Genomic DNA, 21840 nt, shown 5'->3' with positions numbered 1-21840 from the left:
TCTCCTCCTCGTACGTCACGGATGACCCCCATGTGGAGTGGGCCACCGTCCATTGTCCCGCGCCCGCGCAAGAGGGCCACGAATCCCAGGTCAGCCGCGCCACGACACCCGATGCTCGGCCAGCCGCGCCAGCACCGCGTGGTTGGCCTCCCACCAGTCCGGGGCTGCATCCATCGGCCGCCTCCGGCGGCGTGCCGGACTCCGTCCGGCGAAATGCGCGGCGCTGTGCCGGGCCCCCGCGGAGGAGATATGCGGTGTGTCGATCACGGCCGCCATGACACCCGGTGCTCGGCCAGCCGCGCCAGCACCGCGTGGTTGGCCTCCCACCCGTCCGGGAACTTCACCACCGTCCCGAGCTGGACCGGTTCCGTCGACGGGTAGTCGTCCAGGAGGTCACTCACGCCCGCTCGGCACACCACGATGCAGGCGTGCCGGTGGCGGGAGGCGAGGACGCACAGGCGGCCCGTCTCCAGGTGGAAGGCGGTGGCGTCGGGGCGGCCGGAGAGCGGGTGGAGGACGACCGTGACGTCGTACTCCCGGCCCTGGAGCCGGTTCGCCGTGTCGACGGTGACGTCACTCACGCCCAGTTCCACGAGCGCCGCCCGGACCGCCGCCGCCTGGTCGCGGTGCGCGGTGCCAACGGCGATCCGGTCGGCTGTCAGGGGTGCGGGGTCGGGTGAGCGTTCCGACGTCGCCGCGCCGCCCCGGTCCAGCAGCCGCCGTACGACCGTCGCAACCGCCCGGACCGCCTCCGGGTCCGTCCGCGGAGTGTGCCGTGCGGGCAGCTCCAGCAGGCCCCAGCCCGCCTCGGCCGCCTCGTCGATCACCTTGTCGGGTCCTGAGCCGTCGGAGGGGACGGCGAAGGTGAGGCGGCGGTCGTCGTGGTCCGTGCCGCTGCGGAAGCGTGTGTACGGGTAGAACGCGTCCGAGACCAGCGGGGCGGCGGAGGCGGGGAGCCGCCAGGACACCGGCAGGCGGTGTTGGGGCAGCTCGGGGTTGTGCGCGAGCAGGGTCGTCACCGCGGACGCCGAGGGGTCGTACGACAGACCCGCCCACTGCTCGCTGCCCACGATCGCGAACGGATCCAGCTGCCCCGGGTCGCCCACGAACAGCGCCCGCTCGAACAGCCCGGCCACGGCCAGCAGCGAGTCCGAGCGCATCTGGTACGCCTCGTCCACGATCGCGTGCCGCCACGGCTCGTCGACCTTCACATGCGCCCACTTCGCGGCCGTGGAGATCGTGACCGGCAGCCCGGTCAGATCCGCCGCCTTCGCCGACTTCCGTACGTTCGGCAGGTCGTCCAGCGCCTTGTCGTACAGGTCGGCGTCGCTGCTGTGCAGACGGCCCACCGGCAGCTCGGGGTTCTTCTCGGCGAGCCGGAGGACGAGGTCGTCGACCTGGGCGTTGGTCTGCGCCACGACCATCAACGGGCGGCCCGCCTCGGCCAGTTCCAGTGCCGCCCGCACCACCAGCGTGGACTTGCCGGCGCCGGGCGGGGAGTCGACGACCACACCTCGGTGCGTGCTGTGCAGGGTGTCGGCGAGGATCGCGTCGGTGGCCTGCGCGGCCGCCGCACCCGGGTCGAACACGGCGGTCACAGGACGTCCTCCTCGGTCGGCTGATCGGCGGCCTCCGGTACGGCCTCCCCGGGCGGCCCGCCGTGGGTCCACGGTGTCTGCTCCGGGTCGGGCAGCTTCGCCCCGCCCCGCTGCTCGTGTTCGAACAGGGTGTAGACGACCCGGTCGCCCTTCTCCGGCACGGACCCCGCCTCGGGCTCCTTGCCGCGGCCCATCTTGTCCAGGACACGCAGGACCAGCAGATCGCCGTCGCCGCTGACGAGCTCCGCCGACTGCGGCTTCCCGCCCAGCGAGCGGTAGACCTTCACCCGCTCGCCGAGCTGCGGCCGGTCGTCCGTGCGGACGGTGACCAGCGGGCGCGGGCTCGGCCGCTTGCCCTCGCTGTACGCCATGACGACATCGGTGACCTCGCCCGCGAACGCCTCCCCGGCCAGCCGCCGCCCGGCCATCACCAGCGGGTCGTCGAGCGCTTCCTGGGCTTCCAGTCGGGCCTGTTCGCGCTCGCGCGAGGCGAGTTTGTTCGCCGCGGTCACCGCGTCGTCGCGGCGCGGCTGCGGGGGCTCGCCGGCCGTGATCCGGTCCCGGTGGGCGGTGAACGACCAGCGGTCGCGCGTCCACCGCTCCTCGACATGCGCGCCGACGGGCAGTTCACGCAGCCGGTCCAGGCCCTGCCACACCGCGTCCCAGGTGGGCCGGGTGACGCTCTCGACCAGCGCGCGGATCTCCTGCTCGGCCCTGGTCAGCGCGCCGAACCGGTCGTCCGCCTGCAAGCCGTCCTCGGCGGCGGCCAGTGCGATGCGGGCCCGGTCGTAGCGCTCGAAGGCGGGGGCGAGCAGCTTGTTGTCGAACGCCGGGTCGGTGGCCGGGCCCGCGGGCGGGCACAGCAACTGGCCCCGGTCGTCGCGCGCGAGCTCCGCGCGCGCGGCGGCCTCGGCGCCCGTGACGCCCTCCGGCGGGTCGATCCAGGCGAGCAGCGCGCCCAGATGCTGGTCCTCCAGCGTGGACTGCCCGGTCGCCCAGTGCCGGGCCAGCACGTCGGTCATCGCCAGCAGCAGCGAGGAGCCGGGTACCCGGGACCGCTCGCCGTAGTGCGTCAGCCACCGGCCGAGCAACGGCACCCGGGGCGGCGCGGGATAGGGGGTCTCCGGGTCCTGCTCCGCCGTACGGCGAAAGCGCATGGAACGGCCGAGCAGGCGTACGAGGTCCAGGCCCGCGCGGCTCGGGACGATCAGCTGGGGGGCGTCCGCGCACAGGTCGACCTCGACCTTGACCCGCTTGCCGGTCTCCGGGTCGGTGTCGGTGCGCTCGGCGGCCTCGACGACGTCGGCGTACGCCTCGATGTGCGGCAGCACGACATCGGCCAGCTCCGCCAGGAACGCGAACCTGAGGTCGCGGTCGCGCGGTTGCGGTACGACCAGCAGGCGGGGCGCGTCCCGGTCCGTGCCGACCAGGGCGCCGAGCGGGGCGCCGGCCTCACCGGCGGTGGTGAGCGGCACGAAGACCAGCGGCCGCTCGGACAGCTGCCGGTGGCGGACGGTCGCCGAGGGCTGGGCGCGGCCGGTGCTGACCGCCTCGAGGCGGGCGAGGGTGGCGATCAGGGACACGGGACCGCCTCCCGGTCGCCGAGCGCCTCGGCACGTAGGTGTGCCGCTCTGCGCAGCGCCGCCACCGCCGGGTCGGCCGGGTCCCCGGCCGTGCCACGGGCCGCCGCCAGTACGTCCTCGACGGTGCTCAGACCGCCCAGTTCGGCGCGGACCGAACGGCCCAGCGAGGTGACCGCGCCGGCCGTACGTGAGCGGTCGCGGCAGTGGAAGGCCAGCTCGCAGGCGGACAGGCACTCGGGCGCGTACGTCGCCGGGACGGACTCCACGGCGGCCGTGAGCTCGGTGGCGGGCAGCTCGGGGTCGAAGCAGGTGCCCTCGGGGAGCGCGTCGGCGATCTCCTCGATCCGGGTGAGCCGCGCCAGCTGACGGGCGGTCACCGCGCGCTGCTTGCGGATGTCGACGGCGGAGGCGGTGGGGAGGTTGGAGAAGTCCTTGGGGCAGACGAGGAGGATCCGGTGCCGCACGCGCGGGTGCGGCTCGAGGCGCGCGGCCACCTGCTCCAGTGCCAGGACGTACACCGCCGCCTGGCGGGCCGCCGCGCCGACCTTCGACGGGTCCGCGGAGCCGTCCAGCATCGGGAAGGACTTGATCTCCACGACCGTCCAGGAGCCGTCGGGGTGCACCACCACCGCGTCCGGCTCCAGGAAGGCGGGCGAGCCCGCTACGTCGAGCGCGAGCATCGGATGGTCCAGCAGCGTCCAGGAACCCGGCGCCTCGCTCGCCTCGCGCAGCGCCAGCGCCGTACGGGCCGCACGGCCCTCGGGGCCGGTCGCCGAGAGGTCCGGCACGTGCGCGCGGGCGGGTGGCTCGGCCGAGCGGTCCAGCTTCTCGTGCACCAGCCGCAGCAGTTCGGCGCCGCCGTCCGCCTTGACCTTCGCCTCGAAGGCGTTGCCCCGGGTGAGCGCGAACTGCGACTGCCCAAACGCCGAGGGGGCGCCCAGCGCGCTCGCCAGCGCCGTCTTGTTCACCCCGGCGCCGTCGAGGATCGCGCGCCGCTTGCAGCCGGGGTTGGCGGCGAGGGCGGCCAGGGCGCGCGCGTCCAGCGCCTTGGCCGGTACCTCGGGACCGCGCAGCTCAGCGAGCCGTTGCCGGAGCGCCGTCCCCCGCGTCCGTGGGAGAGGCACCCGGCTCGGCTCCGGGCTCGAACCGTGACTCGCGCTGCCGTGGAAATCGCTCACCCGCGGAAGTCTGGCATCCGCCACTGACAATCGAGGCCTGTGCGGTGACAGAGGCCTCGGTGGCGGACTTCGCCGAGCGAGCCGCGATCAGGCTGCCGCGGCCCTCGAAGCGTGCCCGGACCCGCTCCGCGCAGCGCAGGACGTACGGCGTCAGCAGGAACCCGGCGCCCATCACCGCGGCGCCCGCGACGGCGTCCAGGAAGTAGTGGTTCGCGGTGCCCATGACCACGATCACGGTCACCAGCGGGTAGACAACACCCGCGATCTTGGTGAGGCGGTTGCCGCCGTAGCGCCACAGCATGACGCCGCACCACAGCGCCCAGCCGCAGTGCAGGCTCGGCATCGCCGCGTACTGGTTGGTCAGACCTCCCAGGCCCTTCGGGGCGCTCGCGTCGCCGCCCCACCAGCCGTAGGTGCTGTACTGGGCCATCGTGTCCACGAAGCCGTGCGTCGGGGAGAGCAGCCTCGGCGGGCAGGTCGGCAGCAGGGTGAAGCCGATCAGGCCGATGAACGTGGACGTCATCAGCCAGGTGCGGGCGGCGCGGTAGTGCACGGCGCGGGATCTGAAGATCCAGACCAGGATCAGCGGAGTGATCAGGTAGTGCAGCGAGGCGTACCAGAAGTCGGCCGGTACGCCCAGCCAGGGTTCGCTGGTGAAGAGACGGTTCAGCGGGTGCTCGGCGTTGAGATGCAGCAGCTTCTCGATGCGCAGGATCGCCAGGCCGGTGTCGACGGCCGAGTTGACATCCCCGGCGACCAGCAGGCGGCCCGCCGAGTAGCACGCGTACACCAATACGATCAGTGGCAGCTCGGTCCACCAGCGCAGACGGCTTCGTGGTGCCGCCTGTATGCCCGGTGTCTCGGCGTGCGGCATCCGATCGCCTCCCCCTTCATCGTCGTGGCGCCGGTTGCCCGGACGGGCCACTTTACGGTGTATGTGCACGCCTCCGTCGGGCGCCCCCGGCCCTGATAGACGCAGAGATCGCCCTCGGGGTTGCCCTCTCACAGGGTGCGGGATGATGGATGGGTTCCGCCTCGCATATTCCTGGAAAGGCACTCGACTCCATGGCACCGCGCATTCTGTTGGCCCGACACGGACAGACCGCGTGGTCGCTGTCCGGGAAGCACACCGGGCGGACCGATGTGCCGCTGCTGGAGGAGGGGCGGCGGGGGGCGAAGCTGCTCGGGGAGCGGTTGCATCGCGCTCCGCTGGAGGGGCTGCCGGGCGTGGAGGTGCGGACCAGTCCGTTGGTACGCGCGCGTGAGACGTGTGAGCTGGCGGGGTTCGGGGAGCGGGCCGCTGTCTGGGACACGCTGATGGAGTGGGACTACGGCGACTACGAGGGCATGACCCCTGCCGAGATCCAGGCCGTGCGGCCTGGGTGGCTGATCTGGCGGGACGGTGTTCCCTCGGGGGAGACGCTGGACTCGGTCAGTGCGCGGGCGGATGAGGTGGTGTCCTGGGCGCGGTCCGCGGACCGGGACGTGCTGGTCTTCGCCCATGGGCACATCTTGCGGTCCATCGGGGCGCGTTGGCTGGGGCTGCCGCTGTCGTTCGCCGCGCGGATACGGCTGAATCCGACGTCGCTTTCGGTTCTGGGGTGGGCGTATGGGGAGCCGGCGATCGAGAGCTGGAACGACTTGGGGCATTTGGTGGGCTGAGGTCGGGCTGTTTTCGCCCCCGCCGCCCCTACCCGTCCCATCCCTGGGGGCTGCCGCCCCCAGACCCCCGCTTCGGCCTGAACGGCCTCGTCCTCAAACGCCGGACGGGCTAGATGCCCGCCGCCCCGTTCACACCGCCCGTGGCAAACCCGCGTGCTTGTCCAGGAACGTCGATACCCCTGACGCCCGCCTGTGCGGGAGCAACACCCGGGCCGTTCCCGCCAGCATCGTCTGGATTCGGGAGGATTGGACCTCTGCCAACAGGTCCAGTACTCGCATTCCCGCCGCCGCGGCCTCGTCCGGGCGGCCGCCCCTCGCCAGGTCGTCTGCCAGTTGCGCCGTGTACAGGGCGATGTTGCGGGTGAAGTGCGGGTCCTGGAGGTGGGCCGCGCGGCCCGCGTGGCGTGCCGCTCGGCGCCAGTCGCCCAGCGTCGACCAGCACTGCGCCTCCAGGCCCTCCAGCTCTGCCTCGCCGTAGAAGCTCATCCACTCGGGGTCGGTGTCCGAACGGCCCCGGTCGTAGAGGGCCTGGGCACGTGCGAGTGCCTGGGCGCAGCCCGTGCGGTCGGCGAGGCCCGCCCAGCCGCCCGCCTCGCGCAGCGCGAGCAGGGACATCAGGCGCGCGGAGCCCAGGGGCCGCGCGACGCGTTGCGCGGCCTGGGCCGCGCGCACCGCCTCGCGTGGGCGTCCCGCGTCCCGCGCGAGGAAGGACGTGTTGCAGAAGGCGTGCGCCTCCAGCGCCGGGTCCCCGGCCATCCGGGCGGTCGCCAGCGCCTCCGCGTAGTGGGAGCGCGCGTCGTCGAACCGCCCCGAGTCGTGCGCCAGCCAGCCCACCGAGATGGCCAGCTCACCGGCGCCCGAATGCAGCCGTTCACCCGCGGCGTGGCGCGTGGTATCGGCGTCCAGCAGCGCATACGCGGCGCGCAGCGGCGCCGCCGCGCGCCGGTACAGGCCGTCCGCGCCGTGCCGGTCGTCCAGCAGCCGGATCCTGCGGACCGCTTCCTCCAGCACCTCCACCTCGCTCGCCCCGACCCGCCGGGCGGGCCGTTCCGCGGCCGTGGCGTCGAGGGCGAGCCCGAAAGGGCTGAGCGAGGCGGCGGCCACCGTGGCGCCTCCGCCGGTCATGAATGCGCGACGCAGCACGTCGCTCTCCTCGGGTTTCTCGTGCGTGTCGTACGGGTCTTGCGTGTCATACGGCTCGAGCGCCCCCCACGTCTCACCCACGTCGGCGCGCGCCCGGCGTCCGCGTACGGACGAGCGGGGCGCGAAGCCCAGGTCGGTGAGCGTGCGACCGGCGAACATGTGCAGGAACACCCGTTCGTACGCGTAGTTGGGGCACCGGATCTCGCCCGCCTCGACCCGGCCGACGTAACGCGCGTCACAGCTGACCCGCTCCCCGATCTCGCGCGCCGCCCTGCGGACCGCCGCGGCGAACTCGGCCGGCGAGCGCTGTCCGCGCAACTGCCGGAACGCGAGGTTCGGTCGGGGTGGTCTGGGGGGCTGGGAAGGGTTCAGCTCTGACGACGTCATGGCCGGGTCCTCTCGTGCGAACCGTCGAACCATGCCGGACTGGAGGCGAGTTGAACTATTTGTTCGCTTCGTACCCCCGGTGCCCGGCGGGCAAGAACGTACCTGCTGTGTCGGACCCGCCATGCAGTGTTTGGCTACAAACCGGATATCTCATCCAACATCTGCCATGAACTGCCATCCTTTGCGGCGGACTTGTGCCGTAGCCGTTGACGCGGTGACACGTTGAACCACATGGACCGGGAGCCGCCCGACTCCCGACCCGCTCGTTTCGAGGAGGGGTTCCGTGGTGGAGGCCGGGATGGAGACCAGACAGAGCATCGATCCTTGTACGCCGTCGACGACGGTGGGGCACCCGCCGACCCCGGAGTGCAGCGCGCCGCCGTGCACGGGAGCGGCCTGCGATCTGGTGACGGTGCCGACGCGGCAGGGGTTGGAGGCGGTCGACATCCTTCGGCGGGGGGCGGGGGACGCGGTCGGGCCCGTACTGCACGACGACGACTGCGACACCCTCGGGTTCGTGGTGCCGGCCGGGACCGCGGCGGGCTGGGACGTGCCGGGGAGCACCTGCACGCAGACCAATGGGCGCGGGCTGAGCCTGGACCCCGAGCCACCGGTGGAGGGCTCCGACTGGCTGCTCCCGCCCGGCGAGGCGGACCTCGCCACGGATCCGGCGGTGCTGCGGGCGGCGCTGGGCGAGGCGGCGCGGCTGATCGAGGCGGCGGACAACTGCCGGTGACGTGGACTGCGTGATCACGTCGGCCTCCGCATAATGGCCGAATGGGCAAGTCCAGAAACTCCCGCCGCCACGACCCGGCCGCCGCCGCGGTCGTCGAGGCCGTCGACGGCGGGCTCGCCGAGCTGATACCCGATCGGGAGCGGAGCCGGGCCTGGACGCTGCTCATCGACGGCGCGCCCCAGTCCCACGTCGACCTGGACGACCCCGGCTACCTCTCCTTCGAGTACCAGCGGCGGCTCGGCCACGTCATCGACCTCGTCGCCCCTGCCGGGAAGCCCGTCCAGGCCGTGCACCTCGGCGGTGGTGCCTTCACCCTCGCCCGCTACGTCGCCGCCACCCGCCCCCGCTCCACCCAGCAGGTCGTCGAGCGGGACGCGGGCCTCGTCCAACTGGTCCGCCGCGAGCTGCCGTTGGAGCGCAACGCCCGGATCCGGGTGCGCTCGGTGGACGCGCGGGAGGGTCTCGCCAAGGTGCCCGACGGCTGGGCCGATCTCGTCATCGCCGATGTGTTCAGCGGCGCCCGCACCCCGGCCCATCTGACCTCCACCGAGTTCCTCGACGAGGTCCGCCGGACCCTGCGCCCCGGCGGCTGGTACGCCGCCAACCTCGCCGACGGACCGCCGCTCACGCATCTGCGCGGCCAGATCGCCACCGCGGCCGCCCGCTTCCCCGAGCTCGCCCTGGTCGCCGACCCGACCGTCCTGCGCGGCAAGCGCTTCGGCAACGCCGTCCTGGTCGCCGCCGACCACCCGCTCCCGATCGCGGAACTCACCCGCCGAGCCGCCTCGGACCCCCACCCGGGAAGGGTCGAGCACGGCAGAAGCCTGACCGACTTCACGGGTGGAGCGGTCCCCGTCACGGACGCCGCGGCCGTCGCCTCCCCGGCGCCCCCGGCCTCCGTCTTCCGCTAGAAACGGGCCCGGGTCAGTAGTTCCCGATCTCCACCCGCGGCGCGCTGTCGTGCCAGGTGCAGAACACCGACACCCGGTCCGCGCCCTGCGCGAACTCCACCCGGATCCACGACTCCGTCTTCCACACCTGCATCGACCAGCCCGTGCCCGGCGTCGCCGACACCAGCGTCGCGTAGGTCTTACCGAGGTCGAAGACCACCCGGCCGCCGTCGGTGTCGTAGCTCTTGACCTGGCCGGAGGCCGTGGGGGAGGGGGTCGGGGTGCTGGAGGGCCGGGGTGTGGCCGAGGGGGACGACGGCTTCGGCGACGGGCTCTTCGCGGGCTGCGACGCCGACGGGGTCCCGCGCTGCGTGGAGGAGGCCAGCGGCTTGGAGTCCTGCGTGGTCGCGTCCGCCGCCGCGATGGGCAGGGCGCGGGGCGGGTCGTACGCCGTGCCCGCCATGACCGTGTGGACGCCCCACCACGACAGCGTGACCGCCGCGCCCGTGGCGAGCGACCAAGCCAGTACGTGTACGAGTCCTCTGCGCATCGCGGGCCATACTGCCTCACCCGTCCCACAGGTGTCGCCCGGTTGTGCACAGCGCGGCAGTTGTCCACAGGTCCGGACCGGGCTCGGCCGCATGGCGTACGGTGCGGCGCATGGCAAGTGTGCTCGTGGTCGAGGACGACCAGTTCGTACGCTCCGCCCTCATCCGGCATCTGACCGACGCCGCACACACCGTGCGCAGTGTCGGCACCGCCCTTGAGGCGCTGCGCGAGGTCGCCCATTTCCGTTTCGACGTGGTCATCCTGGACCTCGGTCTGCCCGATCTGGACGGGTCCGAGGCCCTGAAGATGCTGCGCGGGATCACCGATGTGCCTGTGATCATCGCCACGGCCCGCGACGACGAGACGGAGGTCGTCCGGCTGCTGAACGCGGGCGCCGACGACTACCTCACCAAGCCGTTCTCCGTGGAGCACCTGTCCGCCCGCATGGCCGCCGTCCTACGACGGTCCCGGGCCACCGTCGGGGAGCAACAGCCGGAGTCCGTGCTCCGCGTCGGCGGCCTGACCGTCGACCCGCTGCGCCGCCAGGCCGAGCTGGACGGCGTACGACTCGACCTCACCCGCCGTGAGTTCGACCTGCTCGCCTTCCTGGCCGGCCGCCCGGGCGTCGTCGTACCGCGCAAGGAGCTGCTCGCCGAGGTGTGGCAGCAGTCCTACGGCGACGACCAGACCATCGATGTGCATCTGTCGTGGCTGCGCCGCAAGCTCGGCGAGACCGCCGCGAGCCCGCGCTATCTGCACACCCTGCGCGGGGTCGGGGTGAAGCTGGAACCACCGGGGGTGCAGCCATGAGATGGGCCCTGGTCAAGGTCTCGCTCGCCGTCACCACCATGGTGGTGCTGGCCTTCGCGGTGCCGCTCGGACTCGTCATCAAGGAGATGGCCCGCGACCGCGCCTTCTCCAACGCCGAGCGGGAGGCCGCCGCGGTCGCCCCGGCACTGTCCATCACCACCGACCGCGACCAGCTCGAACGCGTCGTCGCCTCCGCCGGCTCCGAGGCGGAGATGGCCGTGCACATACCCGCGGCCGACGGCACCGAGGCCGTCGACATCGGGCGGCAGCGCGCCGCGCGCGACGACATCGCGACCGTACGACGGCTCGGCCGCGCCTCCACCACCGAGGTGCCCGGCGGCTCCACCCTGCTCCAGCCCATCGCGCTGAGCTCCGGCGAGATCGCCGTGGTGGAGGTGTACGTCCCCGAGGCCGAGGTCAGCAACGGCGTCTCGACGGCCTGGGCGGTGCTCGCCGCCGTCGGTGTCGCGCTGATCGTCGGCTCGGTCGCGGTCGCCGACCGGCTCGGCGTACGGATGGTGCAGCCCGCGCAGCGTCTGGTCGAGGGCGCGCACGAGCTGGGGGAGGGCAAGCTGGGGGCCAGGGTGCCGGAGGAGGGGCCGAACGAACTGCGGCTCGCGGCGGCCGCGTTCAACTCGATGGCCGACCAGGTCGTCCAACTGCTCGCGAACGAGCGGGAGCTGGCGGCCGATCTGTCGCACCGGCTGCGGACCCCGCTGACCGTGCTGCGGCTCAACACCGCCTCGCTCGGGGACGGTCCGGCCGCCGAGCAGACCAGGGCCGCCGTCGCCCAGTTGGAGCGGGAGGTCGACACCATCATCCGTACGGCCCGGGAGGCCAAGCCGCAGACGGCGGCGGCCGGTCCGGGGGCCGGGTGCGACGCGGCCGAGGTGGTGCGCGAGCGGATGGCGTTCTGGTCGGCGCTGGCCGAGGACGAGGGGCGCAAGGTGCGGGTGGCCGGGGTCGACCGGCCGGTGCGCATACCCGTGGCCCGGGCCGACCTGGCCGCCGCGCTGGACGCGCTGCTCGGCAATGTCTTCCGGCACACCGCGGAGGGCACGGCCTTCGCGGTCGACGTCCACAACGGCGAGGACGCGGTGATCGTGCTCGTGTCCGATGCCGGGCCCGGCATACCCGACCCGGAGGCGGCGATGGCCCGCGGGCGGGGCTCGGGCAGCGCGGGATCGACCGGGCTCGGCCTGGACATCGTGCGCCGGCTCGCGGAGTCGACCGGCGGGGATGTGCGGATCGGCTCGTCCGTGCTCGGGGGGACCGAGGTGCGGATCTGGATCCAGCTCGACGCTCGGGCGCCCGAGCGCCGGGGGCACCGGGTGCGCAGGCGCCGTAGCGGCCGATTGGTCTCGACCTTTAACCGGCCCCGATCCCTTCCTTAAGCGCACCCTAAGATCCTCAACCGCCGTCCCGATCAGGCTGTTTGCCCGATTCGGCCTCGCTAGCGTGCTGCCGCACCCCCACCCCCGTGAGCAGCGAAAGCAGGCATGCGATGAGCATCCACCGGCGCAAGGTCAGCCGCAGGAACAAGGCGATAGGCGGCCTCGTCGCCGCGGCCGTGGTCGGTGGCGGCGCCGTCTTCCTCACCGGCACCGCGCAGGCGGCCGGCGTGGGCGCCGCGTACACCAAGACCAGTGACTGGTCGACCGGTTACACCGCGCAGTACGTCGTCACCAACGACACCGGCTCGGCGAAGGCGGACTGGACCCTCACCTTCGACCTGCCGTCGGGCGCGAAGCTGGGCTCGCTGTGGAACGCCGAGTCCAGCGTGAGCGGTTCGCGGGTCACCGTGAAGCCGCCGACCTGGGACAAGGACGGTCTGGCGGCCGGGGAGTCGGTCACCGTCGGCTTCGTCGTCAACGGCTCCGGCGACCCGACCGGCTGTGTCGTCGACGGAGTCAAGTGCTCCGCGGACGAGGGCGCGACCCCGGAGCCGACCGGCCGCCCCACCCAGACGGCAACACCCACGGCCACCCCCACGCCGACCCCCACCCCGACCCAGACCGCCACCCCCACGGCCAAGCCCACCGAGTCCACCGGCAGCGGCAACACCACGAACGCCGGATTCGCCCCGTACGTCGACACCTCCCTCTACCCGGCCTTCGACCTGGTCGGCACCGCCGAGGCCACCGGTGTGAAGAACTACAACCTCGCGTTCATCACCGACGGCGGCGGCTGCACGCCCAAGTGGGGCGGGGTGAGCGACCTGGCGAGCGACGCGGTGGCCGCGCAGATCGGCGCGCTGCGCGCCAAGGGCGGCGACGTCCGGGTGTCCTTCGGCGGCGCGGCCGGCAGCGAGCTGGCGACGACCTGCTCCTCGGCGGACGCGCTGGCGACGGCGTACGAAAAGGTCGTGGACGCCTATGACCTCACCAAGGTCGACTTCGACGTCGAGGGCGGCGCGCTGCCCGACACCGCGGCCAACACCCGCCGCGCCCAGGCCATCGCCGAGCTGCAGAAGCAGCATCCGGACCTGGACGTCTCCTTCACTCTCCCGGTGATGCCGGAGGGCCTGACCCAGCCCGGCGTGGACCTGCTGGCCGACGCCAAGAAGAACGGCGTGAGCATCGACGCCGTCAACATCATGGCGATGGACTACGGCCCGGCGTACAGCGGCGACATGGGCACCTACGCCGAGCAGGCGGCCACCGCCACCCAGGCCCAGATCAAGGGCGTCCTCGGCCTGTCCGACAGCGCCGCCTGGAAGACCGTCGCGGTCACCCCGATGATCGGCGTCAACGACGTGGTCACCGAGATCTTCAAGGTCGAGGACGCCACCCAGCTGGTGAACTTCGCCGAGTCCAAGGGCCTCGGCTGGCTGTCGATGTGGTCGGGGACCCGGGACAAGGCCTGCCCCGGCGGCCCGAAGCCGGCGGCCGACGCGACCTGCAGCTCCATCGACCAGGACAAGAACGCCTTCGCCAAGGCGTTCGGGGTCTACAAGTAGTTCGGGGTCTACAAGTAGCCCGAAAGACCGGGGCGCGGCACACCCGCAAGGCGCCGCGCCCCGCCCCCCGTCAGGCCGACTCCACCCCCGGAAGCGCCCCCGTCCGAGCCGCCTGTCCGTACCACAGGGCGCTCGACTTCGGGGTCCGTTCCAGCGTCGTGTAGTCGACGTACACCGCGCCGAAGCGCTTGCCGTAGCCGTAGGACCACTCGAAGTTGTCCATCAGGGACCACAGGTAGTAGCCGCGGACATCGGCGCCGTCCTCGATGGACCGGCGGACCGCCGAGAGGTGGCCGTGGAGATAGGCGATCCGCTCCGGGTCGTGGACGTGGCCGTCGGGGTCGGGCTTGTCGTCGTAGGCCGCGCCGTTCTCCGTGATGTACAGCGGCAGACCCGGGGCCTCGCGGGCGTAGCGCATGATCAGGTCGTGCAGGCCGGACGGGTCGATCGTCCAGCCCATCTCCGTACGCTCGCCCGGGGTTTGGTGGAACGCGACATCCTCCGCGCCCGGCCAGGGCGAGTACGCGCTCGCCCCGTGACCGTCCGCCCGCGGGCCCGTCGGCGCCGACGCCCCCGCCGAGACCAGCGTCGGCGTGTAGTAGTTGAGGCCCAGCGCGTCCAACGGCTGGTTGATCAGGGCCAGATCGCCGTCCTGCACATACGACCAGTCCGTCAGCGACTCCGTCGCCGTCAGCAGCGACTGCGGGTAGGCGCCGTGCAGCATCGGACCGTGGAAGACGCCGTTGGCCAGGTCGTCGATCCGCTGCCGGGCCGCCAGATCCGCCGGGTCGTCGGAAACCGCCCTGACCACCGAGGAGTTGAGGCTCACCGCCAGCGAGTTGCGGGCCGGCATCACCGAGCGCAGGGCCGAGGCGCCGAGGCCGTGCGCCAGATTCAGATGGTGCGCGGCGCGCAGGGAGGCCGCCGGGTCGGTACGGCCGGGCGCGTGCACGCCCGAGGCGTACCCCAGAAAGGCGCTGCACCACGGCTCGTTGAGCGTGATCCACTGCTCCACCCGGTCGCCGAGCGCCTCGCCGACGATCTGCGCGTACTCGGCGAACCGGTACGCCGTGTCCCGCTCCGGCCAGCCGCCCGCGTCCTCCAACTCCTGCGGCAGATCCCAGTGGTAGAGCGTGACCGCCGGCTTGATGCCGTGCGCGAGCAGCTCGTCCACCAGGCTCCGGTAGAAGTCCAGACCCCGCTGGACCGCGGGCCCCCGGCCGGTCGGCTGCACCCGCGACCAGGAGATCGAGAAGCGGTACGCGGTCAGGCCCAGCTCGGCCATCAGCGCCACGTCCTCGCGGTAGCGGTGGTAGTGGTCGACAGCGATGTCACCGGTCTCGCCACCGGCCGTCCTGCCCGGCGTATGGCTGAAGGTGTCCCAGATCGACGGGGTACGGCCGTCCTCCCGCACCGCCCCCTCGATCTGGTACGCGGAGGTGGCTGCGCCCCAGAGGAAGGCGGGAGGAAAGGTCACCGGGGTCACCGGCTGTTCGGACTCAGGCATGGAAGCGCTCCCATAGGAGGTCTTGGAGACCAACAGGTAGGGGGAATGGGGGGAGTGGGGGGAGAGACGGGGCCGAGGCGGCGGTGACCCGGCCCCCCGAGAAGATGTGCGGGCCTCAGCCCTTGACCGCGCCCTGCATGATGCCGCCCACGATCTGCTTGCCGAAGATCGCGAAGACGAGCAGCAGCGGCAGCGTGCCCAGCAGCGCACCCGCCATGATCAGGGACTGGTCCGGCGTATAGCCACGGCCCAGGCCCGCGACCGCCACCTGCACGGTCGGATTGCCGTTCTGGGTCAGCACCAGGAACGGCCACAGGAAGTCGTTCCAGGTCTGCACGAACATCAGCATCCCCAGCACCGCCATCGCGGGACGGGCCGCCGGGAACACCACATGCCAGATCACCCGCCAGCTGCTCGCGCCGTCCACCCGCGCCGCCTCGATGATCTCGTCCGGCAGCGCCTGGAGCAGATACTGCCGCATGAAGAACACCCCGAACGCGCTCACCAGCGACGGGAAGATCACCGCCTGGAGCTGGTCGGACCAGTCGAGTTCGGCCACCATCATGTACAGCGGGATCACACTGAGCTGCGGCGGCACCATCATCGTGCCGATCACGATCAGCATCAGCGCGTTACGGCCTTTGAAGCGCAGCTTGGCGAAGGCGAACCCGGCGATCGTCGACAGCACGACGATCGTCACCGCAGAAATGCCCGCCACGATGGTGGTGTTGAGGAAGGCCTCGCCCAGGTTGGCGTCGGTCCAGGCGATTTCGAGTTTCTCGAAGAGGCCCGAGCCGAACCAGAGCGGCGGCGGGTTCTCGGCCAGCCGCTGGTTGTCGCGGGAGGCGGCGATCGCCGTCCACACCAGCGGGAACAGCGAGCCGATGGTGAACAGCGCGAGGATCACATACGCGATCGGTCCCGCGTGCATCTGCCCGCCGGCCCGCGCCGACTTGGGCCGCCGTACGCGCCGCCGGTCCTCGGGGGCGTCGGGTTTCGTCATGGTCGTCGTCACGGCCGGTCTCCTAACTACTGGCGCGCAGCCGGCGCGAGATGACGTAGTTGACGATCCCGATCACGATGAGGATCAGGAACATCGTCCAGGCGATGGCGGAGGCACGGCCCAGATGCTGGTTCACCCAGCCCTGCTCGTACAGATACAGGCCGAGCGTCTGGAACTGGTGCTCGGGGCCGCCTGAGGCGCCCTTGTTCGCGTCGAACAGCAGTGGTTCACCGAACAGTTGGGAGGCTCCGATGGTGGAGACGACGACGGTGAACAGGATCGTCGGGCGCAGCGAGGGCAGCGTGACATGGAAGAACTGCTGCCAGCGGCTGGCTCCGTCGAGTGCCGCCGACTCGTACAGATCCTGCGGGATCGCCTGCATCGCGGCCAGATAGATCAGCGCGTTGTACCCGGTCCAGCGCCAGATGACGATCGTGGAGACCGCGATCTTCGAGGCCCAGGTGTCGTTCTGCCAATCGATGCTGTCGATGCCGACGGTGCCCAGCGCCCAGTTGATCATGCCGTAGTCGCGGCCGAAGAGCAGCACGAAGACCAGCGAGGCGGCGGCGATCGAGGTCGCGTACGGGGCGAGCATGACGACCCGGTAGAAGGTCGAGGCGCGCAGCTTGTAGTTGAGGATGTGGGCGATGCCCATCGCCATCATCAACTGCGGAACAGTCGAGATGATGCCGATCCACAGCGTGTTCTCGGCCGCGTTCCAGAAGAAGTCGTCGTCGAAGATCCGGGTGTAGTTGCGCAGGCCGACCCAGTCCATGTCGGTGGGTGCGGTCAGCTCCACCTGGTGCAGCGAGGCCCAGCCCGTGTAGATCAGCGGGAACAGGCCGAAGGCGAGGAACAGCAGGAAGAACGGCGAGACGAAGGCGTACGGGCTCCAGCGGACGTCCCGCTGCCAGCGGCGGGACAGTCGCTTCCGGCGCCGCTGCTCCTGCTCGGTGACCGGACCGCCGCCGGACGGGCGGCCCGGGGCCGCGCCCCCCTCCTTTGCGGGGGACGCGGCGGCGGTGTCGTGCCCAGTGGTCATACGGGTCACTGGTCCAGGGCGTTGTCGATGGTCTTCACGGCGTTGTCCCAGGCTTCCTTGGCGGACTTGCCCTGGGTCACGAGGACCACGCCGTTGTCGGTCAGACCCTGCTGGATGATCTGGTCCTTCGGGCCGATCGTCTGGACCGGGATGTTCTCGGCGGCCTCGGCGAAGATCGTGCCGATCGGCGCGTCACCGGTCATGTCGTTCTTCGCGCTGGTCACCTCGGACGACTCGTACGCGGCCGGGGTGGACGGGAAGCTGCCCTGCACACCGAAGAGCTTGGCCTGCTGCTCGGGAGCGGTCAGCCAGGCGGCCAGCTTCGCCGCCTCCTCGGTGTTCTTGCCGGACTTCGGCACGGTCAGGAAGGAACCGCCCCAGTTACCGGACTTGGGCGCCTGGGCGATGTCCCACTTGCCGGCCGCCTCGGGCTTCGACTTGCCCTTGATGTAGCCGAGCATCCACGGCGGGCAGGACATCGCGGCGAACTTGCTGTTGGCGATCGTCGTGTCCCAAGCCGGCTGGAACTGCGTCTGGTTGCCGATCAGCCCGTCCTCGGCGGCCTGCGCCGTCAGGTCGAAGGCGTCCTTCACAGCCGGGTTCGTCTTGTAGATGACCTCGCCGGAGGAGTCGTAGAACCGGTCCTCCTCACTGCTGAGGATCGCCTGCAGCAGACCGCCGGGGGAGTCCAGGAAGGTGGTGCCCTTGGGCGCCTTGCCCTGGTACTGGTTGCCGACGTCGACGAACTTCTCCCAGCTGCCCGCCCACAGCTTGCCGACCTCCTCGCGGTCGGTGGGCAGACCGGCCGCCTTGAAGAGGTCCGTGCGGTAGCAGATGGCCATCGGGCCCACGTCGGTGCCGACACCGATCGTCTGGCCGCCCTCCGTGGTGGCCTGCTGCCACTTCCAGTCCAGGTAGTCGCCCTCCTTGCCGTACTTCGACAGATCGAGCAGCTTGTCCGACTGCGTCTGGACGATCTCGGCGATATTGCCGACCTCGACCATCTGGATGTCCTGGAGGCCGCTGTTGGTGGTGAGGTGGTTGAGCAGTGCCGGGTAGTAGTTCTCGTTGCGCTCTACGACGGTCTGCTGGATGTCGATGTCCGGGTGGAGCTTCTCGTACTCCTTGTACAGACCGGACTCCTCGAAACCGGCGGTGCCGAACAGGCCAAGGGTGATCTTGGTCTTGCCGCCACCGCCGCCCGACGACGAGCTGCCCTCGCCGTTGTCGTCGCCGTCGTCGGCACAGCCGGCCAGCAGCCCGGCGCCCAGCGACGCCACCGCCGCGAGGACAACCGCCTTACGGCGGATTCGGGTACGTGCTCGCATTGCGTCCTCCTGTTGCCCTGACGTGCCGACCCCCCGGCCAACTGCACTGTTGGGCCCGTTAGTTCTCGCTGCGGCTCGGGCGGGGAACGTGCGGGATGTGTATGTGTCAGGTACCGTGGGAGCGCTCCCACAGGTGATGTGTTGAAGAGTCGTCGGTCCGGGCGGGGGTGTCAAGGGCGTGGGAGCGGAGAGATGCGTTCAGTTATAGGGCTGTTAACTGGACCCCCGGGGGGCGCGACCGTCCCGTCCGGGGCCGGGGCGGCGCTCCCCGCTGGACGGTCACACTGACGGACAGGACTGTTAAATTCCAGGCCGGCGACAAGATGACGGCGAAAGGCGGAGCCCATGGCAAGCCACGGAGCGCGGGGGCGGAGTGGTGGGCGTCCTACCCTCGAAGAGGTCGCCGCGCGTGCCGGTGTCGGTCGCGGCACGGTTTCCCGGGTGATCAATGGGTCGCCGCGAGTCAGTGATGCCACCCGTGCCGCTGTGGAGGCCGCGGTCGCCGAGCTCGGTTATGTCCCGAACACGGCCGCCCGTGCCCTTGCCGCCAACCGCACCGACGCCATCGCCCTCGTCGTCCCCGAGCCGGAGACCCGGTTCTTCGCGGAGCCGTACTTCTCGGACATGCTCAAGGGTGTCGGCGCCGAACTGGGCGACAGCGAGATGCAGTTGCTGCTGATCTTCGCGGGCAGCGACCGTGAGCGGCGCCGGCTCGCCCAGTACCTCGCGGCGCACCGGGTCGACGGTGTCCTGCTGGTCTCGGTGCACGCCGACGACCCGCTGCCGGACCTGCTCGCCCAGCTGGAGATACCGGCCGTGATCAGCGGCCCGCGCTCCGCCGCCGAGACCCTCACTTCGGTCGACTCCGACAACTACGGCGGCGCCCGCCAGGCCGTGGAGCACCTGATCTCCCGTGGCCGCCACCGGATAGCCCACATCACCGGCCGCCTCGACGTCTACGGCGCCCAGCGCCGCGTCGACGGCTACCGCGACGCCCTGCGGGACGCCGGCCAGGCGGTCGACGAGCAGCTGATCGAGCCCGGCGACTTCACCGAGGAGGGCGGCCGGCGCGCGATGGCCGCGCTGCTGTCCCGGCGCCCCGGTCTGGACGCGGTCTTCGCGGGCTCGGACGTGATGGCGGCGGGCGCCCGGCAGGTACTGCGGGAGGAGGGCCGCCGTATCCCCGACGACGTGGCCCTGGTCGGCTACGACGACTCGGCCATCGCCCGCCACATGGACCCACCCCTGACCAGCGTGCGCCAGCCGATCGAGGAAATGGGCCGCAGAATGATCGACCTCCTCCTGGAGGAAATCGCGGACCGCCGCCCGGCGGTGTCCCGCGGCCTCGAACGCCGGCAGGTGGTACTGGCTACGGAGCTGGAGGAGCGGGCGTCGTCGTAGGGGGGCATTCGTCGGGCGGGGCGGATTAGAGCGGCGGCGCGGAGCGTTGGCGGGGGGCCGCGCATGCGGTGAGGTGTGGTGGCGGGCCGGGGGGAGCGGGCGTGGTTCCAGGGTTCTCGTGCGGTGAGGTGTGGTGGCGGGCCGGGGGGAGCGGGCGTGGTTCCAGGGTTCTCGTGCGGTGAGGTGTGGTGGCGGGCCGGAGCGGGCGGGCGTGGTTCCAGGGTTTTCGTGCGGTGAGGTGTGGTGGCGGGGCATCGGGAGTCCTGCATGATCGGCGGGACGCTCAGGCCCGCTGTCTCAGCGGTGCCAGCCCCTCCGGGGTCGCTGGCGGCCCGGGTGTTCGGTGTGGTGGGTGATCAGCCAGGCCGCGCCGAGGAGGATCACGCCCGCGAGCCAGACGAAGACCACCAGCCAGGTGCCGATGGAGCTGCCGGGGTTGTTGGCCTCGCGGCACAGGTCTCCGACGCAGGTTTCTCCGTCTCGCTCCGCCGCGTCCAGCGCGACCACGAGCCACAGCAGCATCGCCAGATTGAATGCCAGGACCAGCCACGTCAGCAGCCGCCACCGATGAGGAATCCGCCGCGACGTCATGACGAGCCTCCCAGGTTCACGACCGGCTCATAAGCTGACGATACGCCTCACCTGCGGCTTCAGCGGGAGCTCCGCCAGCGGACCTCGCCGTCCTGCCACTCGTCGGTCGGCGCGAGACCGGCGGCCCGTGCGACCGCCGCGGAGGCCGTGTGGTCGGGGTGGATATGGGCGACGACGGTACGCCCGGCGAGCCCGTCGACGAGCGTGCGTGCAGCCTCCGAGGCCAGCCCCCGCCCCTGCCAGGGTGTGCCGACGACCCAGGCGATCTCCGCGGCCTGCGCGGTGACAGTCGCCTGGACCGTCCCCACCAGACACCCTTCGGCCCGCAGTCGCAGCACCCAGTTGCACCAGGAGACCTCCGGATCCGGGGATCCGGCGACGAGCCGCTCGTAGCGGGCGGGCAGATCTTCGGGGGCCAGAGGGGAGCCGCCGATGAAGGTGTGCAGCGCCGGGTCCGCCAGTACGGCGGCCATCTCCTCGGCGTGCTCGACGCGCAGCGGCAGCAGGTCCAGACGTGGGGTGCGCAGTGGCTCGGGCATAGGTGAGGGCTCCGTAACGCGATCAGCCGGTGACCTCGATACAAGGTCACCGGCTGATTACTCAGGGTGAGTGACGGGACTCGAACCCGCGGCATCCTGGACCACAACCAGGTGCTCTACCAGCTGAGCTACACCCACCATGACCGGCGGTTTCCTTGGTGGTTCACCGACCGGCCGAGAAAAAGTGTACAGGGTCCGAAGGGGTGCTCGCGCCCGGCTTTTCCGGGGGCCCTGGTGGGGGCCCCTCCCGGCGCTACTGAGCAGGCAGAACGTACTTCGCGGCGATGGTCTTGGCGGTCTCGGAGTCCGGTCCCGGCTGGGGGACGAACACGGCCTCGCGGTAGTACCGCAGTTCCGCGATGGACTCGCGGATGTCGGCGAGGGCGCGATGGTTGCCGTTCTTCTCCGGGCTGTTGAAGTACGCGCGCGGGTACCAGCGGCGGGCGAGCTCCTTGATCGACGACACATCGACGATGCGGTAGTGGAGGTACTCCTCGACCTTCGGCATGTCCCGCAGCAGGAATCCGCGGTCGGTGCCGACGGAGTTGCCGCACAAGGGGGCCTTGCCGGGTTCCTTCACGTGTTCGCGTACATACGCCAGGACCTGGGCTTCGGCGTCCGCCAGCGTCGTACCACCGGCGAGTTCGTCGAGGAGCCCGGACGCGGTGTGCATCAGACGCACCACTTCCGGCATCGTCTCCAGCGCCGAGTCCGGCGGCCGGATGACGATGTCCACACCGTCGCCGAGGATGTTCAGCTCGGAGTCGGTGACGAGGGCGGCCACCTCGATGAGCGCGTCGTCGGACAGCGAGAGGCCGGTCATCTCGCAGTCGATCCACACCATGCGATCGTTCATGCGACCACCCTACGGCTGACGTCCCCTTATTGGGTGCCCCGCGTCGGGTGCCGAAGTCCCTGAACGCCGGACGGGCCG

General features: G+C 71.4%; 21 protein-coding genes and 1 tRNA gene. 7 read left to right on the top strand and 15 right to left on the bottom strand.

Features of this window, described 5'->3' with window-relative positions:
* Positions 1–90: 90 nt before the first annotated feature.
* Genes OHT76_RS16600 through OHT76_RS16580 form a run of 5 tightly spaced genes read right to left on the bottom strand, consistent with a single transcriptional unit; the run spans position 91 to position 5233 of the window.
* Positions 91–267, bottom strand: coding sequence for a hypothetical protein (locus tag OHT76_RS16600; protein WP_328871614.1), 177 nt, complete (start codon positions 265–267; stop codon positions 91–93).
* Positions 264–1598, bottom strand: coding sequence for an AAA domain-containing protein (locus tag OHT76_RS16595; RefSeq protein ID WP_328871613.1), 1335 nt, complete (start codon positions 1596–1598; stop codon positions 264–266). The genes OHT76_RS16600 and OHT76_RS16595 overlap by 4 nt, the downstream gene beginning before the upstream one ends.
* The gene (locus tag OHT76_RS16590; protein WP_328871612.1) at positions 1595–3181 is read right to left on the bottom strand and encodes a hypothetical protein; all 1587 of its coding nucleotides are present in this window, start codon (positions 3179–3181) and stop codon (positions 1595–1597) included. The genes OHT76_RS16595 and OHT76_RS16590 overlap by 4 nt, the downstream gene beginning before the upstream one ends.
* The gene (locus tag OHT76_RS16585) at positions 3172–4305 is read right to left on the bottom strand and encodes a hypothetical protein (RefSeq protein WP_328871611.1); all 1134 of its coding nucleotides are present in this window, start codon (positions 4303–4305) and stop codon (positions 3172–3174) included. Before OHT76_RS16585 ends, OHT76_RS16590 begins: the two co-directional genes overlap by 10 nt.
* On the bottom strand, positions 4256–5233 hold the full coding sequence (locus OHT76_RS16580) for a phosphatase PAP2 family protein (protein WP_328871610.1): 978 nt from the start codon (positions 5231–5233) through the stop codon (positions 4256–4258). Before OHT76_RS16580 ends, OHT76_RS16585 begins: the two co-directional genes overlap by 50 nt.
* Positions 5234–5424: 191 nt before the next feature.
* Here OHT76_RS16580 and OHT76_RS16575 point away from each other — a divergent pair, with 191 nt between their 5' ends.
* Positions 5425–6021, top strand: coding sequence for a histidine phosphatase family protein (locus OHT76_RS16575; RefSeq protein WP_328871609.1), 597 nt, complete (start codon positions 5425–5427; stop codon positions 6019–6021).
* Positions 6022–6150: 129 nt separating this feature from the next.
* Here the strand turns inward: OHT76_RS16575 and OHT76_RS16570 are convergent, their stop codons facing one another.
* The gene (locus OHT76_RS16570) at positions 6151–7551 is read right to left on the bottom strand and encodes a hypothetical protein (RefSeq protein WP_328871608.1); all 1401 of its coding nucleotides are present in this window, start codon (positions 7549–7551) and stop codon (positions 6151–6153) included.
* A 283-nt stretch (positions 7552–7834) separates the two neighbouring features.
* Between OHT76_RS16570 and OHT76_RS16565 the strand changes: the two genes are divergently transcribed.
* Both OHT76_RS16565 and OHT76_RS16560 read left to right on the top strand, forming a co-directional pair.
* The gene (locus tag OHT76_RS16565) at positions 7835–8287 is read left to right on the top strand and encodes a hypothetical protein (RefSeq protein ID WP_328871607.1); all 453 of its coding nucleotides are present in this window, start codon (positions 7835–7837) and stop codon (positions 8285–8287) included.
* Positions 8288–8328: 41 nt separating this feature from the next.
* Complete coding sequence (locus OHT76_RS16560; protein ID WP_328871606.1) at positions 8329–9198, top strand: spermidine synthase; 870 nt, start codon at positions 8329–8331, stop codon at positions 9196–9198.
* 13 nt (positions 9199–9211) lie between these two features.
* On the opposite strand, the gene OHT76_RS16555 is transcribed toward OHT76_RS16560, so the two are convergent.
* Positions 9212–9727: a hypothetical protein gene (locus OHT76_RS16555; protein ID WP_328871605.1), complete on the bottom strand. Its 516-nt coding sequence runs from the start codon at positions 9725–9727 to the stop codon at positions 9212–9214.
* Between the two features lie 110 nt (positions 9728–9837).
* Here OHT76_RS16555 and OHT76_RS16550 point away from each other — a divergent pair, with 110 nt between their 5' ends.
* The 3 genes from OHT76_RS16550 (at position 9838) to OHT76_RS16540 (ending at position 13495) form a co-directional block, all read left to right on the top strand.
* Positions 9838–10536, top strand: a complete 699-nt coding sequence (locus tag OHT76_RS16550) for a response regulator transcription factor (RefSeq protein ID WP_328871604.1) — start codon at positions 9838–9840, stop codon at positions 10534–10536.
* Positions 10533–11930, top strand: a complete 1398-nt coding sequence (locus OHT76_RS16545) for a sensor histidine kinase (protein WP_328871603.1) — start codon at positions 10533–10535, stop codon at positions 11928–11930. The genes OHT76_RS16550 and OHT76_RS16545 overlap by 4 nt, the downstream gene beginning before the upstream one ends.
* Positions 11931–12040: 110 nt before the next feature.
* Positions 12041–13495, top strand: a complete 1455-nt coding sequence (locus OHT76_RS16540) for a glycoside hydrolase family 18 protein (RefSeq protein WP_328871602.1) — start codon at positions 12041–12043, stop codon at positions 13493–13495.
* 70 nt (positions 13496–13565) lie between these two features.
* On the opposite strand, the gene OHT76_RS16535 is transcribed toward OHT76_RS16540, so the two are convergent.
* From OHT76_RS16535 to OHT76_RS16520, 4 genes are all read right to left on the bottom strand, one after another.
* Positions 13566–15002, bottom strand: a complete 1437-nt coding sequence (locus OHT76_RS16535) for a GH1 family beta-glucosidase (protein ID WP_328871601.1) — start codon at positions 15000–15002, stop codon at positions 13566–13568.
* Between the two features lie 115 nt (positions 15003–15117).
* Entirely contained in the window at positions 15118–16017 is a 900-nt protein-coding gene (locus tag OHT76_RS16530; RefSeq protein ID WP_328871600.1) for a carbohydrate ABC transporter permease, read from the bottom strand.
* Between the two features lie 10 nt (positions 16018–16027).
* On the bottom strand, positions 16028–17047 hold the full coding sequence (locus tag OHT76_RS16525; protein WP_328871599.1) for a carbohydrate ABC transporter permease: 1020 nt from the start codon (positions 17045–17047) through the stop codon (positions 16028–16030).
* Positions 17048–17052: 5 nt separating this feature from the next.
* On the bottom strand, positions 17053–18375 hold the full coding sequence (locus OHT76_RS16520; protein WP_328871598.1) for an ABC transporter substrate-binding protein: 1323 nt from the start codon (positions 18373–18375) through the stop codon (positions 17053–17055).
* 345 nt (positions 18376–18720) lie between these two features.
* Here OHT76_RS16520 and OHT76_RS16515 point away from each other — a divergent pair, with 345 nt between their 5' ends.
* Positions 18721–19776, top strand: coding sequence for a LacI family DNA-binding transcriptional regulator (locus OHT76_RS16515; RefSeq protein WP_328871597.1), 1056 nt, complete (start codon positions 18721–18723; stop codon positions 19774–19776).
* Positions 19777–20073: 297 nt separating this feature from the next.
* On the opposite strand, the gene OHT76_RS16510 is transcribed toward OHT76_RS16515, so the two are convergent.
* From OHT76_RS16510 to orn, 4 genes are all read right to left on the bottom strand, one after another.
* Entirely contained in the window at positions 20074–20367 is a 294-nt protein-coding gene (locus OHT76_RS16510) for a hypothetical protein (protein ID WP_328871596.1), read from the bottom strand.
* Between the two features lie 59 nt (positions 20368–20426).
* Positions 20427–20906 carry a GNAT family N-acetyltransferase gene (locus OHT76_RS16505; RefSeq protein ID WP_328871595.1) on the bottom strand — a complete coding sequence of 160 codons (480 nt, stop codon included), beginning with the start codon at positions 20904–20906 and terminating at the stop codon, positions 20427–20429.
* Between the two features lie 65 nt (positions 20907–20971).
* Positions 20972–21044: transfer RNA gene (locus OHT76_RS16500), tRNA-His, on the bottom strand.
* Positions 21045–21159: 115 nt separating this feature from the next.
* Positions 21160–21762 carry an oligoribonuclease gene (orn, locus tag OHT76_RS16495; RefSeq protein WP_328871594.1) on the bottom strand — a complete coding sequence of 201 codons (603 nt, stop codon included), beginning with the start codon at positions 21760–21762 and terminating at the stop codon, positions 21160–21162.
* Positions 21763–21840 lie beyond the last annotated feature (78 nt).

This window comes from Streptomyces sp. NBC_00287 (assembly GCF_036173105.1).
Lineage (GTDB): Bacteria > Actinomycetota > Actinomycetes > Streptomycetales > Streptomycetaceae > Streptomyces.
Note: the sequence above shows the minus strand (reverse complement) of the source record. Positions and strands in the feature narration are given on the sequence as shown.